This is a genomic window from Mycobacterium sp. Aquia_216 (genome assembly GCF_026723865.1).
Lineage (GTDB): Bacteria > Actinomycetota > Actinomycetes > Mycobacteriales > Mycobacteriaceae > Mycobacterium.
This window is the reverse complement of sequence record NZ_CP113529.1, coordinates 4,237,624-4,252,094: the sequence shown is the minus strand read 5'-3', so window position 1 is coordinate 4,252,094 and position 14,471 is coordinate 4,237,624. Positions and strand designations below refer to the sequence as shown.

Sequence of the window (14,471 nt, the reverse complement as noted above, 5' to 3'; positions counted from 1 at the left end):
CGTGATGGCGATTGAATTCGATGACAGCGATGCGGTGGACGTGCCCGGGGTCGGTCCGGTGATCGACAGTGAATTCGCGCAGATATCAGTGAGATTCGATACGGCCGGTAATTCGCCGCGCCTGCGGCTGGAGGATCTTCGCACCGGTCGTGTCCGTTACCTTGACGCATTGGAATTGGAGACGATTATCTGGTTGTCAGACGAGCAGCTGACCGCGTTGATCGATCCTTCCGCGGGACGCTGGCGAGGTGATACGTGAGGCGCGCCGCGATAGTAAGTCCGCTGCGAACCGCGGTCGGGACCTTTGGCGGGAGTCTGCGACCGCTGCGGGCCGAGGACCTCGCCGCCCGTGCGATTGAGGCAGTCGTCGCGCGCAGTAGCGTCGACCCCACCGCGATCGAAGACGTGGTATTTGCCCAGTCCTATGCCAATTCCGAGGCCCCGTGTATCGGACGCTGGGCCGCGCTGCACGCCAACCTCCCGATCACCGCGCCGGGATTGCAGATCGACCGGCGCTGCGGCGGCGGCCTACAGGCGATCGTCACCGCCGCGATGATGGTGCAGACCGGTGCCGCTGACGTCGTACTGGCCGGTGGTGTCGAATCGATGAGCAATATCGAGCACTACACCACGACCGCACGCTGGGGCTCGCGTTCCGGAAACCAGATGCTCTACGACCGGCTCGATCGTGGTCGCGAATTGTCCCAGCCGATCTGGCGATTCGGCCCGATTAGCGGCATGATTGAGACCGCCGAGAACCTGGCCGCCGATTACGGGATCGACCGTGAGGCCGCCGATAGCTTCGCGGCGCGCAGCCATCAACGCGCCGCCGCGGCTCAGCAGGCCGGCCGCTTCGACGACGAGATTGTTGCCGTGCAGGTGCCCCAGCGCAAAGGTGAACCGATGGAATTCGCCGACGACGAGGGCATCCGTCCCGATACCACTCTCGAAACGCTTGGCCGCCTGCGGCCCATGATGAAAAGCGGCACCGTCACGGCCGGCAACTCGAGTCAGCAGAACGACGCCGCGGCCGCGTGCCTGGTGGTGGCGGAGGACCGGCTCGAGGACCTCGATCTGGAGCCGCTGGGATTTCTCGAGGGCTGGGCGGCGGTCGGTTGCGAACCGTCACGGATGGGCATCGGACCTGTCGGCGCCGTCGAAAAACTATTCCGCCGAACGAGATTGGGGTTCGATGACCTGGATCTGATCGAGGTCAATGAGGCGTTCGCGGTGCAGGTGCTGGCCGTGCTGGCCGGCTGGGGCGTCAAGCTCAACGACGTCGACGACCGGCTCAACGTCAACGGTTCGGGCATCTCGCTGGGGCATCCCATCGCGGCGACCGGCGTGCGGATCCTGGCCACGATGCTGCACGAGCTGCGCCGGCGGGGCGGAGGCCTGGCGCTGGAGACCATGTGCATCGGCGGTGGACAGGGCTTGGCCGCGATCTTCCGCGGGGCCGTTTGATGAAGCCTCTCGTCGGCTATGCCGCGTACTTGCCTCATTACCGCCTGGCCGGCGCTGATATCGGCGTACGCCACGGTGATCGCGTCGTCGCTGGGTTCGACGAGGACAGCACCACGATGGCGGTTGCGGCCGTGGCCGATATACCGCAGGCACACCTGGCCAAAGCGCTGTATTTTGCCACGAGCACACCGGCTTATGCGGACAAGACCAACGCCACGGCGATCCACGCCGCGCTGGCTCTGCCCTTCGACGCCTTAGCCGTTGACTTCTGCGGATCGGGACGCAGCGGGTTTGCCGCCATCCTCGCGGCGGCGAGCACCGGCGGGATTGCGGCCAGCGCCGACGTGCGAGTGGGCCGGCCGGGGTCGGCCGACGAGAAACTCGGTGGCGACGGCGCGGCGGCCCTGCTGTTCGGAGACGACCAACCCGCCATCGCCGAAGTGCTCGCCGTGACGTCGCTGACGGCGGAGTTCCTCGATCGCTGGCGCGCAACGACTTCGGTGACCGGCGAGCAATGGGAGGAACGGTTTGGCGCCGAGCGTTACGCCGACCTCATCCGGGCCGCGGTCGAGCAGGTGCTAAACACCGTGGGGCTGAACGGGGTCGACCATGTCGTGCTTACCTGTCCCAACGGGGGGATCATCAAACGCGCGGCGACGCTGGTGAAGGGCGATAAGTCGGTAGTCACCTCACCCGTCGGCTTTTCGGGTGCCTGCGATGCCGCGCTAGCGCTATGCAGTGTCTTCGACACCGCCGATGCGGGCGAGACCGTGCTGATGCTGTCGGCCGTCGACGGTTGCGATGCAATGCTGCTGCGGACCACCAGCGCGCTACTCCAAGCGCGTCAGCCACATCCGGTCAGCGCCCAGCGGCAGGGCGGTGCGGCGGTCGCATATCTGACTTACCTGTCCTGGCGGGGGCTGGTCGAACTGGAGCCGCCGCGGCGTCCCGAGCCCGACAGGCCGTCAGGACCTGCCGCCGGTCGCTCGACGCTGTGGAAGTTCGGTCTTTACGGCTCACGTTGTGAGGAATGCGATTTCATCCATCTGCCGCCGGCGCGTGTCTGTAAGGACTGTGGCGCAACCGATCGGATGGCCGGTGTGCCCGTGGGTGGCCTGCGCGGCGTCGTCGCCACCTACACCGTCGATCACCTGGCATACTCCCCGTCGCCGCCCGTCGTACAAGCCGTCATCGATGTGGCTGGTGGTGGGCGATTCACCTGCGAGGTTGCCGACGCTGAGCCCGAGCGATTACAGGTTGGCTCGGCCGTGGAATTCAGCTTCCGCCGCTTGTTCACCGCGGGTGACGTCCACAACTATTTCTGGAAGGCCCGATTGGACGGGAGAACCCATGGCTAGCAAGGGAATAGCTGGCAAAGTTGCGGTTGTGGCCATGGGCTGCTCGCGGTTCGGCGAGCGCTGGGACAGCTCCGCCGACGACTTGCTGGTCGAGGCGGTCGCCGAATGTATGGCTTCGGCTCCCCAGCTGGGTAGCGAGGATATCGACGCCTACTGGCTCGGCACCCTCAGCTCGGGTATGTCGGGGTTGACGTTGAGCCGGCCGTTGGGGATCGGGGACAAGCCGGTCACTCGGGTCGAAAACATGTGTGCCAGTGGATCGGAAGCGTTTCGTAATGCATGCTATGCGGTCGCAGCCGGTGCGTACGACGTTGCGATGGCAGTCGGGGTGGAGAAGCTGAAAGATTCTGGCTTCTCGGGGCTGTTGCGCCAGGACCCACCCGGCGACGGCACTGCGCCCGAACTGTCGATGACCGCTCCCGCGGCATTCTCGCTGCTCGACCCGGCCTACTGTGCGAAACACGGTGTCCCCGCCGAAGAGATGCGTGACGCAATGACACACGTGGCGTGGAAAAACCACGTCAACGGAGCACGAAATCCTAAGGCGCAGTTCCGCTCTCCTGTCGCCAAGGACAAGATCGACAACGCGCCGAAGGTGGCCGGGCGCCTCGGTGTGTTCGACTGCTCCGGGGTTTCCGACGGGGCTGCATGCGCCATCGTCGTACCTGCCGAGCACGCGCTGCGGTACACCGATACTCCAATGTACGTGCGGGCGCTTTCGCTGGTCGCCGGCTCGGGATTGGGCGCGACGGACCCGGACTACGACTACACCAGCTTTCCTGAAGTCGTGCGCTCCGCGCGAGATGCCTACCAACAGGCGGGTATTGACGATCCGCGCACGGCGTTCTCGCTGGCCGAGGTGCACGATTGTTTTACCCCGACGGAGATCGTGCTGATGGAGGACCTCGGCTTCGCCGATCCCGGCCAGTCCTGGAAAGACGTGCTGACAGGCGATTTCGATGCCGACGGGCGACTGCCGATCAATCCCGACGGAGGGTTGAAGTCGTTCGGGCACCCGGTGGGTGCCAGTGGGCTGCGGATGCTTTATGAGGCCTGGTTGCAGTTCCGCGGCGAGGCTGGTCAGCGGCAGCTGTCCGATCCGCACACCGCGCTTACCCATAACCTGGGCGGGCGTCCGGGCAGCTGTGTCTCGTTCGTCTCGGTGGTAAGCCGGTCAGCTGATCGCTAAAGCGCGTTGCTCTAAGCCGCGAACTCAGCCGCGCGGGACAGAACCGAACCGGCCGCCGTCCAGCGCATCGAGGAGCTGGCCGACGATCCACTCAAGCGCCGCCTTGTCGGGGGGCAAGGTCGCTTGCTCGTAGCCGACGAGCAGGTAGACCGCCCAGTCGGCAAACAGCTGCGCCTGGCGTTCGTCGCACAGAATTTGCAGCGCGCACTCCCGAAGGATCTGATGGCGTTCGCGATCGACGTCCACCTGTACCGCATGCACATCGGGGTCAGCACCACTCCACGCGCGGATCGCGGCTTCGGCGCGGTGCGGCAGACTCAAGCCGATATCGATGATGCTGTCGATGCGTCGTCGTGGATCTGGTTCCGTGCGGATCCACTCCACCAGCCGGACGGTGTTGGCCTGCCTCCAGTGTTCGACCAACTCCCGTGTGTACGTCGGCCAGTTATCGAAGAAGTGATAAAAGGAGCCGGTGCTTACGCCCAGCCGATGGCACACCTCGGCTAGTTTCAGCCCGCCGTAACCAAGGTCGGACAGTACGTCCAGACCCGTCTCGAAGTAGGCCACCCGGGAGGCGCCGCTTACCATGGTTGGGACTTTAGTTCGTGTTTGGCGGCGCGCGATTTCAGGTAGCTGAGTGCCGCCTTGGCGCGGCGCGTCCACGTGTCAGTCAGATATTCGGGCGCACCGACGGTCTCGATGTCAGGCGGCGACGGTACGGTGCGCCCGTGATGGCTCTTAGCTGCAGCTTCGCCACATGACTGCCGAGACGCAAATGCGGACCGCGTCCGCCAAACGCTAGGTGCGGATTGGGCTTTCGGCTCAGGTCGACTCGCCCGGGATCGACGAAACCGAGGAGTCGCGCTGCGCGGAGTTCTAGAACATGAGCGCCTTGTCGCCGGGCTCGATGGTGACGCCGGAAAGCTCAGACGTCCGCAACGCGGTACGGCGGAAAGTCATAACCGGCGACGCCCAGCCGGTTGGCGTGGATCTTGCGATCGACTCCGCCTAATGTATTAATTACTACAGTAGTAATCACTACATTAGCTAAGTCGGAGCTGGAGGGGCCGGACTTGTCGACACCCGATCGCAGACTGATGGTCCTGGCGTGGAGCGGGCCCGTCGGAATTGCGCTGGTGCTGCTGGGCTGGATGGTGCTGGCCGGGTTCCTTCCGCCGCCCTCGCCGGATCTCTCGCTGCAGCAAGTGGCAGACCTGTGGTCGCACCATACGAACGCCAAGCGGCTCGGCATGGTCATGTGTGTTTGGGGCGGCACCCTCTACGTGCCCTTCACGGTCGCGGTGGGATTGCTGCTGCGCCGGGCCGAAGCGGACGACCGCGTCCTTTCGACGACCCAGACCGCGCTCGGCACCTTCGGAACCGTGTTCTTCACGCTGAATTTCCTGATCCTGGCCGTCGTCGCATTCCGACCGGCGCGGCCGTCGGAGATCACCCAACAACTTCACGATCTCGGTTTCATCATGACGTTTTCGCCTGTTGCGCCGTTTACCTTGCAGTACATCGTGATTGGTGCGGCGATTCTGCTGGATCGATCCGTCACGCCGGTCTTTCCGCGGTGGGTTGCCTACGCGAACTTCTGGATCGGGTTGCTGTTGGTCCCGGCCTGCCTCATTCCGTTCTTCAAAACCGGGCCCTTGGCGTGGAACGGAATTCTGAGTTTCTGGATCCCGGTGGTGGTGTTCGTGGCGTGGTTCGTGGTCATGTTCTGTGCGATAAGTGCGGCGGGTCGCGCTTCGCAAATCACGAAAGCCCATACCGATGCCGCAACATGACCTTCGGCCGGTGTCGCTCGCCGCCGCGCGACCGCAGCGGCCGGCGGGGGACGCCACCCGTCGTCGTCTGTTGGTCAGCGGTCGGCGGATCTTCGCCCAAAAGGGTTTCGCCGGCGCGGGAACTCAAGAGATCGTCGCGGACGCGGGCGTGGCGCCGACCGCGCTCTACCATCACTTCGGCAACAAATTGGGATTGTTTGTCGCGGTCGGCGCTGAGGTCTACGACATCTTCATCGATCATCTGAGCGCCTCGATCGCCTCCGCGCAATCGTTCGATGACCAGCTGGACACGCTGCTCCGGGCGGCCGGTGAGTTGCATCGATCGGATCCGACGTTGGCGCCGCTGACCTTCACGGTCCAACTGGAGGTTGCCCGTAGCGACCAGATCCGCGCGGCGATGGGCCCCACGTTGATGTCGTTCTCGACGTTCGTCACCGATCTCGCGCGGACAGCGCCCGCGGATCTGGTGGAAAGTGTCGGCGTGCGCGGGGTCGCCCTGGCGATCGTCGGTCTGCTGCAGGGGTTGGGCAGCCTGGGGGCGACATTGCACGATCCGGATGACTTGGTGGCGACCACCGTGGTGTTGCGCCGGCTGCTGTCCAATCGGACAGGTGAGGCCGGTCGGTGAAATTGCTGTCGACGTCTCTTGGAGCCAACATCGCGCGTGGAGGGATGTGCGCTGGTGCTTGATTCGGTCTGCGAGGTTGACGACCGCACGTCTGTCGAGGCGCGCTTCGGGCTTTCACGGTGCCGTGCGGACGGCGTCGGACGGTGCTGTGATGTTCTGGTCGGTGCATGGTCGCTGGACGGCGACGGCATGCCGCGGCCTGGCGCACTGGCCACCGCGCTCGACCATGTTCTCGGTGAGTCCCTGGCTATTCACCGCCCGGAGGGGTGGTGGACGACGACGTCCGAACTGACCATCGATTTCCTCGCCCCCTTCGACCGGCAGAGTCGGCTGCAGGCCACGGCCACCCCTGTTCAGGTCGAGCATCGCGGCGGCTACGCGCAGGCTCGGCTGATCGACGAGCATGGATCTGTCGTGGCCGAGGGCACGACATGGGCGCACCACCTGCCTCCTCGGGGCGACCTTGCACCGCCGGTCGTGCGGAGACGGAACGAGCCGGCACCGACGGCCGCGACGATCGAGGACTATCTGCGGCTCGAACGATCCACAGGCCCAGCTGATTCCGTCTTACTTACCTTGCGGGCCTCGGCTTCGTGGACCAATATCTTCGGCCTACTGCACGGCGGCGTCTGGACATGCCTGAGCGAGATCGCCGCAGCGCAACTCCTTGGCGAGCGCAATTCAAAACTCACCACTGCTCGTGTGCACGTCGCCTTCGTCCGGGCCGCACGGGGGGACGGCCCTGTCACCGTGACCGCACGGGCGCGCTATGTGGGAGCGTCGTTCGCTGTCGTCGAGGTGCTCGGCCGATCCGCCGACGACACGCTGTGCACGATCTCAACGGTTACCGCTCGGTCACGCACCGACAGGACCGTCCTCGTGCCGACCAAACCGCGGCCTATTATGTCAACCACCGCACCGGTTTCTTGATCGGTGTCGTGCTGTGCAGCGTCGGCATGGCATTCCTGCTGGCAGGGACTGTGCAGTTCGGCCTGATGCTGTGGCGACTGAGGGAGGCTCACGTGCGGTTCCGGCCGAGCGAGACAAGTCCAGACGTAACTCGTGCGATGAGTGATGTGGCATGGCTTGGCTCACAACGCATCTGGCCTATGCTGACGGGCGGTATAGGGCCGTGGACTCTGGCCGCCGGCGGGGCGATGTATCGGGTGCTCGGATAGCAGCGAGCCGACCTTCTACAGGGCGCGGCGCGGCTCGACTCGGGCTCGCTCGGTGCGTCCGCAACCCGCCCGATGACCGACCAACCCTGCTGCCGGTAGTCCGCAGGCCGCGGTCGGTGTGACCTTGACGGCCACAAAAATTCTAAACTAGATTAAACTCTGGAAGCAGTAGCGCGACACCACGTGGAGGAAGCAGAAGTGCCCGGAGTCCAGGACAAAGTCGTCATCGTTACCGGAGCCGGCGGGGGATTGGGACGTGCTTACGCGCGGTTCCTCGCCGACAATGGTGCTCTTGTGGTCGTCAACGACCTTGGCGGTGCTCGAGACGGCTCCGGGTCGGGCACCAGCATGGCCGACGCGGTGGTGGAGGAAATCCGCAGTCACGGCGGCCGTGCGGTCGCGAACTACTCCAGTGTGGCCACCCGGGAAGGCGCGGAGGCGATTGTCGCGACCGCCATCGAGCACTTCGGTGCCGTGCACGGCGTGGTCAACAATGCGGGAATCCTGCGCGACGGCGCGTTCCACAAAATGACCGATGAGAACTGGGATGCCGTGATCAGCGTCCATCTCTACGGCGGCTACCACGTTACCCGCGCGGTGTGGCCGCACCTGCGTGAGCAGAAGTTCGGACGCGTTGTGATGGCGGCTTCGACCAGCGGGATATACGGCAATTTCGGTCAGGCCAACTACGGCGCTGCCAAGCTCGGACTGGTCGGGCTGATCAACACCCTGGCAATCGAGGGCGCGAAGTACGGGATCACGGCGAACGCGATCGCCCCGATGGCGGCGACGCGGATGACCGCCGACATCGCGCCCCAGGAGGTCTTGGACAAACTCGACCCGGACCATGTTGCGCCGACGGTCGGCTACCTGCTCTCTGAGGAGAATCAGGAGTCCGGTTCGGTATTTGTCGTCGGCGGTGGACTAGTGCAGCGGGTCGCGCAGTTCCAGAATGATGGTGTCACGTTCGCCACACCGCCGAGTCTTGACGAGATCACCAAGCGCTGGTCGGAGATCAGCGACATGTCGAGCGCGAAGCTCGGCACCAATCCTGTGGGATAGCCACGGGGCCAGCGTGATTCGAGCGGTCAATTGACCACGAGCATCGAGGCGCGACGAGAATCGATACGCCGACGTTTCCCCGTTTGGAGACCGTGCACCCTGGCAGCGTGGTTGGACGGCTGCGCCGAACAATATGGGGATCGTCCCCTGGTATTCGCAGACGACTATCGGCTTAGCTACGCCGATGTGGCAATCGAGTCTCGACGGCTGGCCGACGGTCTCGCGGTACTCGGTGTTCGCCCCGGCGATCGGGTCGGCGTCATCATGGCCAATTACCCGCAGTTCGTCACAATCAAGTTCGCGATCGCGCGCGTCGGGGCGATCGCCGTTCCCATCAACTTCCTCTACCAGCAGGATGAATTGCGTTACGTCCTTGACGATTCCGGATGCCGGGTGGTCGTCACCATGACGGACTTCCGCGGCCTCGACTATCAGTCGATGCTTGATGAGATCGTGCCGGGCTGGGATATCCCAGGCCTCGATGCGCCGCGGGACGTGGTGCTGCTCGACACCAACGGCCAAGCGCGGCCTGGTTGCCTGACCGTGGCCGGGCTCGCCATCCTCGGAGATGAAAACCCCGGAGCCAGTGATGGCTTCGCCGTCGACCCGGATAGCGCGAGTGACATGCTCTATACCTCCGGCACCACCGGTTCACCCAAGGGCGTACTGGTCACTCACGATGCGGTGCTGCGGACAGCGTATGCATCGGCCTTGACGCGAGCCTATGAGGACGGCAGACGCATCCTGTTCTCGTTGCCCTGCTACCACATGTTCGGGTACATCGAAGGCTTGCTGTCGGCCACGTTCGTCGGCGGGGCGATCATCCCGCAGACGGCGTTCAGCGCCGAGGGTTATTTCGCCGGCATCGAACGCCACCGAGCCACCGACGTGCTGTGTGTTCCCACCATGGCTGTCGCCATGCTGGAGAGTCCGGCCCGCGGGCAGTACGACCTCAGTTCCCTGAATGCGATGCTGTGCGGATCGGCGCCGGCGCCTATCTGGTTGTGGCAGCAAATCAGAGAGGACATCGGCGTCCGCGAGATCGTCACCGGCTACGGGATGACCGAGACCGGTGGTGCGATGACACTGACCCGCCCCGATGACCCGTTGCACCTCACTTCCGAGACCGTCGGAAAGCCGAAGATGGCTGGCGCGGCCGCGGTTTCGGGCAGCGACGAACTTGTCGTATACCGGGCAGTGGATTCCGAAACCGGTGAACAGCTACCCGCCGGCGAGGAGGGAGAGTTGGTGTCGTCGGGGCCCACGGCGATGCTTGGGTACTGGAACTTGCCCGGTGAGACCGCGGCGACCTTGCGGGACGGATGGGTCCATTCGGGGGATCTCGGGCGGGTGCGTGCCGACGGCTACCTCGAGGTGACCGGCCGGAGCAAGGAGCTGTACAAAAGCGGTGGCGAACTGGTGATGCCCAAGGAGATTGAGGATCTGCTGGCGGCGCACGAGGAGATCAGTCAGGTCTTTGCCGTCGGATTGGTCGACGACCGCTGGGGTGAGATCGGTTGTGCCGTCATAGTCCCGGTGCCGGGCTCGGCACTTGCCGAAGACGAGGTGCTCGATCTTTGCCGCGCAAAGCTGGCTCGTTTCAAAGTGCCCAAGCGGGTGGTGTTTTACCGTGCTCAGGATCTGCCGACAACGCCGACCGGAAAGGTCCAGAAATATCGGCTCGTCGAGCAGCTCACCTCGACGCCTCGCTGACGACACGGTTCGGCTGATCAGCAAAGGGAGGCTGACAGCGTCGACTGCGGTGCCGGCTGATCAGATCGTGGATAGCACTTGTCGCCGGTTCGGCCACCACCTACCTTGATAGTGAATACTATCAAGGGGCGGGTATCCGCCCACAAAGGTTAGGACCGTTCATGCTTCCCCGGATACATCGCTGCGGCGCCTGGTGCGGCGTCGGTTTTCTGCTTGCCTACTTACTGGGCCTGTGGGTCCTAGCCGATTTCGTACCCGCGCATAGCCCCAACGCGAGCGCGGGGGAGATCGCAGAGATCTACCGCCTCCACAATGCGCGCATCAAACTCGGGATGGACCTGGTGATGATTGCGGCGTCGCTTTACCTGCCGTGGGTGGTGACGTGGTCTGCGATGATTCGTCGGATGGAAGGCACCGAGACATTCCTGAGCAAGTGCCAGATGCTTGGCGGTCTCGCCAGCAGTATGTTCTTCGTGCTGCCAGCCCTGGTCTGGCAGGTTGCAGCCTATCGAATTGACCGTCCGCCCAGCGAGATTCGCATGCTCAATGACTTCGGGTGGATCCTTACGGTCACTCCGGTACCGCCATTCTTGATCCAGTTCTTGCCGTTCGCCGTCGCTATCCTCTTGCAGAAGGCGTATCCGGGGCTGCTGCCGCGGTGGCTCGGCTACGCGAGCCTGTGGGCTTGCCTTCTGTACTCGCCCGCGGTGGCGGCGTATTTCTTCAAGGACGGCCCGCTTGCGTGGAATGGGCTGTTCTCATTCTGGATTCCGTTGTGCACGTTCGTAGTTTGGGAATGCGTAATTATCGCCTACGCTTTCCGTCTCACCCGGCGCGCGGTCGAACCGGACTCCTTCGCGCTGGCGGGCGCAGCGGGGAGCAGTCCGGCAGCGCCGATGAGTATGCGGGTGAGTTCGTCGACGATCCGTTCTCGATCGGGCACCTCTCCCGGCGGGTAGACCACATTCTCGAAAATCGCCATCGTGGCCACCATGGCGACCATTGCACGTGCCGCGATCGGAGTGTCCCACTCTAGGCCGTACTGCTCCTTGATCACGTTGCTGACCTGTTCGAGCCGGGCAAAGACGGGTTGAACTTCGGAACCGACAAGACCGTTGGTCATGATCGCGGTGAAGATCTTGCGGTGTTCGGAGACCAGATGGTAGAGATCGTAAGCGAATTCGCGGAGCGCCTCTTGAGGCGTATCACGCGTCGGTTCGGGTAGCCATTCACCAGCGTAGCGGGTCATGAAGTTCTCGAACGGTGCGAGGACCGCGGCCGTGAACAGTTCCTGCTTGGAGTTGAATGCGCGGAAGATGGCCGCCTCGGTGGTCTGAGCCATTCGGGCGATCTCCTTGGTGGTCGCCCCGCCGTAGCCTTTAGTCGCAAACAGTTCCTCGGCGGCCGCCAGCACGCCACGACGAAGTTCCTCAGTCGTGCGCTTACGCCGCTTGACTCGGTTCGAGCCGTCCTGCGTGACCACGATCCTAGTAAAGCGCACTCAACCGGGCACTGATGGCACCGTTGAGCCTGTCAAGGCAATTGCGAAGTTCCGCGCGCGAAATGACACCGCCCTGGTTGTCATCTCGATTGATAGTAATTACTATCATGTGTCACGGCGCGCGCCACTGTCGATATTGCGGCGGCGTCGAACCACACTCGCAGACGAGTCCGAAGGAAGTGGCAGCGTGACCACAGTCCTCGCCAGTTACGACCCAGCGTCCGTCCTGTACTCGGTCGATCACCACACGTTCGCCGTCATGGGTTTGATGACGCTGTGTCTAGGCGCCACATTCGTTTATCTGATCTCGGCCTTCCGGACCGCCCGTGCGCACCGCGCCTACCCCGCGCCGTTGGCGGCAGTCGGTTTCTTCGCCATTCACGATGCTTCCTTTGTGGCCTACTGGAACTCCTGGTTTCACACGTATAACCACTGGTGGCTTGAATTTTGGGCTATTGCACTGATTTTTACCTCAAGCATCGAATTCGTTTTGTGCTATCAGGTTTACCGCTATGGGCGCGCCGAGCTGATGCCTCGGCTGACCCAGCGGCAGTTCGGTGTGGCGATCATCGGGGCGCTGCTCGGCATTGCCGCGATGTGGCTGACTGTCAAAAGCATCCTCGATGATCCGCTGTTCCTCGTCGCATTTGCAGTCACCGCATGGATGCCGCCGGTGTTTTCCACCGTGCTGCTTGCCGGCCGCCGCTCCATGCGGGGCCAGACCATGCTGATGAACTGGTGCCTGCTCATCAACCCGATCGGGATGTTCGGCGCCTGGGCGTTTCTCGATCCCTACTTCCGGCAGCTTCCGTTCCTGTTGCTCGGGGCGGCCACCATTGGCTGGGCTGTGTTCAACCTGTGGGCCATGACTAAATATCCCGCCTACCGGCCCGATGGCGATCGGAACGTTCCTGAGGTGGCGACCGCACGTGGATGAGTACCTAATCCCTCCCGTGTACACGATGCCAGGGGTGTGGCAGTCTGTCGCCGAAGTGACGTTCGCGACCTCAGCTATCGCCACAGTGCTTGCCTCAGCGTGGATCTCGCGGAAGCGTGGTAGCTGGCAGCCGCTAATCTACACCGTGGCTGGTGGCGCGACCGTCGTCAACGAGGCGACGCTCGCGCATCTGTCCCACGCGACACATTCGCAGATCGGCGCGCATGTCGCCTGGCGGGCCCAGGGGCTCGGAATCCCCTTCTATCCGATAGGCGCCTATGTGCCGTATTTCGGGCTCGTGCTGCTGCTTGTCGTGCCGGTTTTTCACGCACGACGCCTGAGTCCGCGGGGTGTGTGGCTGCTCGCCGGGACCATTGTCATCGGCGTCTTCCTATTCGAAATGCCTTGGATGGCCGCCGATTTGTGGCACTACTACGGCCGCCAATCGGTGCAGCCGTTCGGCTGGATGCCGGTCTGGTACGCCTTTTCCAGTGCCATGCTTACATTCGTTCCCGCAGTATTCGTTGCCCGAGTACAGGACCGGCTCGGTGGCGTCAAGTCCCTTCTGCTGGTCCCGCTCGTCATCATGTCGTCGATCGGAGGCATAGTCGCCGTGTCGTGGCCGATGTATCTCGCAATGAGCAGCTTCTGGCCGGACTGGGCACAACACGTGGCGGCGGCTGCGGTGATAGGCCTTGTCGCACTGGTCGTCTGGCTCGCCATCCCGGTGGTTACCGCCCCACAACGCGCCGGGACCGAACCCCCGGCCACCCCGGACAGCCGGGGCAACCCGGCTACGGCCCTCGGTACGTCGACGGTACTTGGATAGTGGAGTTGGTCGATCGCCGAGGCGTGAGATCACCGGCCTGAACGGCTGGTGGCAAGCCTCAAACGAGGGTGGGGACTCGCTGTTCCGCGCTTGTCCGCATCCGGGCCACGGCGACAGTGACGCTGACCAGCATCACGAAGGCGGTAACACCCGTCAGCACGTACTGCCAGCTCGCAAAGCCGCCGCCGTAGCAGCTCGTCGTGACACCCCACCAGAACACCACCATCGCCGCGAAACAACCGTAGATAAGTGGAGACTGCGCTACAGCGGATTGTCGGCGCAGCAGCAGGGCCGTGGTCGCCACCGGAAGCAGGAACAGCGTGATCGCGGGCGCGGCTTGGTAGAGAGGATCGTCCCAGACGATTTTCATGTATTCCCAGACAATCACGAATGCCACGGCGCCGGTGATCACGAGTGCGGTCCATTGCGCCTGAGTGCCGCGCGGCAGGTATTCGGCACGTCCGACTCTGATCGCCTGGGCGAAGAAGATGAGCTCAAGGATCAGCGCGGTAAGCAAACCCATCCAGAACAACTTCAGGAACCAGTGGTCGTACACGTTGAACCAGGTATTGAAGCGGGCCACGACGCCGAGGTCGTGAGCAAACCACAGGAACGTGCACGGCAACGGGATCGAGATCCGGCGCTTCCGTCGGGTCATCACGACGGCGGTGATCATCGCCACGTTCTGCAGCACCATGGCAAAGCCGAAACCGATGAGGATGGGGACGGTGTGACGATTGATGGCATCGAGAATCGCGTGGGCGTCGTACATGTCGAGCATGGTATCCGCCGTTCTTGGGCACCTCGGCCCTTGACCAT

General features: G+C 63.6%; 14 protein-coding genes. 11 read left to right on the top strand and 3 right to left on the bottom strand.

Annotation, left to right across the window (positions count from 1 at the left end):
* The first annotated feature begins 4 nt into the window (after nucleotides 1-4).
* Genes OK015_RS19920 through OK015_RS19905 form a run of 4 tightly spaced genes read left to right on the top strand, consistent with a single transcriptional unit; the run spans nucleotide 5 to nucleotide 4,011 of the window.
* On the top strand, nucleotides 5-259 hold the full coding sequence (locus OK015_RS19920) for a hypothetical protein (protein WP_268125695.1): 255 nt from the start codon (nucleotides 5-7) through the stop codon (nucleotides 257-259).
* Entirely contained in the window at nucleotides 256-1,464 is a 1,209-nt protein-coding gene (locus OK015_RS19915; RefSeq protein WP_268125694.1) for an acetyl-CoA C-acetyltransferase, read from the top strand. The genes OK015_RS19920 and OK015_RS19915 overlap by 4 nt, the downstream gene beginning before the upstream one ends.
* The gene (locus OK015_RS19910) at nucleotides 1,464-2,822 is read left to right on the top strand and encodes an OB-fold domain-containing protein (protein WP_268125693.1); all 1,359 of its coding nucleotides are present in this window, start codon (nucleotides 1,464-1,466) and stop codon (nucleotides 2,820-2,822) included. The genes OK015_RS19915 and OK015_RS19910 overlap by 1 nt, the downstream gene beginning before the upstream one ends.
* Nucleotides 2,815-4,011, top strand: a complete 1,197-nt coding sequence (locus tag OK015_RS19905; protein ID WP_268125692.1) for an acetyl-CoA acetyltransferase — start codon at nucleotides 2,815-2,817, stop codon at nucleotides 4,009-4,011. The genes OK015_RS19910 and OK015_RS19905 overlap by 8 nt, the downstream gene beginning before the upstream one ends.
* A gap of 24 nt (nucleotides 4,012-4,035) precedes the next feature.
* Here OK015_RS19905 and OK015_RS19900 read toward each other — a convergent pair whose 3' ends face one another.
* On the bottom strand, nucleotides 4,036-4,599 hold the full coding sequence (locus tag OK015_RS19900; RefSeq protein WP_268125691.1) for a TetR/AcrR family transcriptional regulator: 564 nt from the start codon (nucleotides 4,597-4,599) through the stop codon (nucleotides 4,036-4,038).
* 485 nt (nucleotides 4,600-5,084) lie between these two features.
* On the opposite strand from OK015_RS19900, the gene OK015_RS19895 reads away from it, so the two are divergent.
* The 5 genes from OK015_RS19895 (at nucleotide 5,085) to OK015_RS19875 (ending at nucleotide 10,385) form a co-directional block, all read left to right on the top strand.
* Nucleotides 5,085-5,804 (top strand): hypothetical protein, encoded by a 720-nt coding sequence (locus OK015_RS19895; protein ID WP_268125690.1) that lies wholly within the window; start codon nucleotides 5,085-5,087, stop codon nucleotides 5,802-5,804.
* Nucleotides 5,805-5,814: 10 nt separating this feature from the next.
* Complete coding sequence (locus OK015_RS19890) at nucleotides 5,815-6,432, top strand: TetR/AcrR family transcriptional regulator (RefSeq protein ID WP_268125689.1); 618 nt, start codon at nucleotides 5,815-5,817, stop codon at nucleotides 6,430-6,432.
* Between the two features lie 54 nt (nucleotides 6,433-6,486).
* The gene (locus OK015_RS19885) at nucleotides 6,487-7,362 is read left to right on the top strand and encodes a PaaI family thioesterase (RefSeq protein WP_268125688.1); all 876 of its coding nucleotides are present in this window, start codon (nucleotides 6,487-6,489) and stop codon (nucleotides 7,360-7,362) included.
* Between the two features lie 446 nt (nucleotides 7,363-7,808).
* Nucleotides 7,809-8,672, top strand: a complete 864-nt coding sequence (locus OK015_RS19880; protein ID WP_268125687.1) for an SDR family oxidoreductase — start codon at nucleotides 7,809-7,811, stop codon at nucleotides 8,670-8,672.
* 30 nt (nucleotides 8,673-8,702) lie between these two features.
* Nucleotides 8,703-10,385 (top strand): class I adenylate-forming enzyme family protein, encoded by a 1,683-nt coding sequence (locus OK015_RS19875; RefSeq protein WP_268125686.1) that lies wholly within the window; start codon nucleotides 8,703-8,705, stop codon nucleotides 10,383-10,385.
* Nucleotides 10,386-11,196: 811 nt separating this feature from the next.
* Here the strand turns inward: OK015_RS19875 and OK015_RS19870 are convergent.
* A complete protein-coding gene (locus tag OK015_RS19870) occupies nucleotides 11,197-11,799 on the bottom strand; it encodes a TetR/AcrR family transcriptional regulator (protein WP_268125685.1) in 603 nt (200 codons plus the stop codon).
* A 274-nt stretch (nucleotides 11,800-12,073) separates the two neighbouring features.
* Between OK015_RS19870 and OK015_RS19865 the strand changes: the two genes are divergently transcribed.
* Nucleotides 12,074-12,823, top strand: a complete 750-nt coding sequence (locus tag OK015_RS19865; RefSeq protein ID WP_268125684.1) for a hypothetical protein — start codon at nucleotides 12,074-12,076, stop codon at nucleotides 12,821-12,823.
* A 145-nt stretch (nucleotides 12,824-12,968) separates the two neighbouring features.
* Entirely contained in the window at nucleotides 12,969-13,652 is a 684-nt protein-coding gene (locus OK015_RS19860; RefSeq protein WP_268125683.1) for a hypothetical protein, read from the top strand.
* A gap of 58 nt (nucleotides 13,653-13,710) precedes the next feature.
* Here the strand turns inward: OK015_RS19860 and OK015_RS19855 are convergent, their stop codons facing one another.
* On the bottom strand, nucleotides 13,711-14,424 hold the full coding sequence (locus OK015_RS19855) for a hypothetical protein (RefSeq protein ID WP_268125682.1): 714 nt from the start codon (nucleotides 14,422-14,424) through the stop codon (nucleotides 13,711-13,713).
* Between the last annotated feature and the right edge of the window lie 47 nt (nucleotides 14,425-14,471).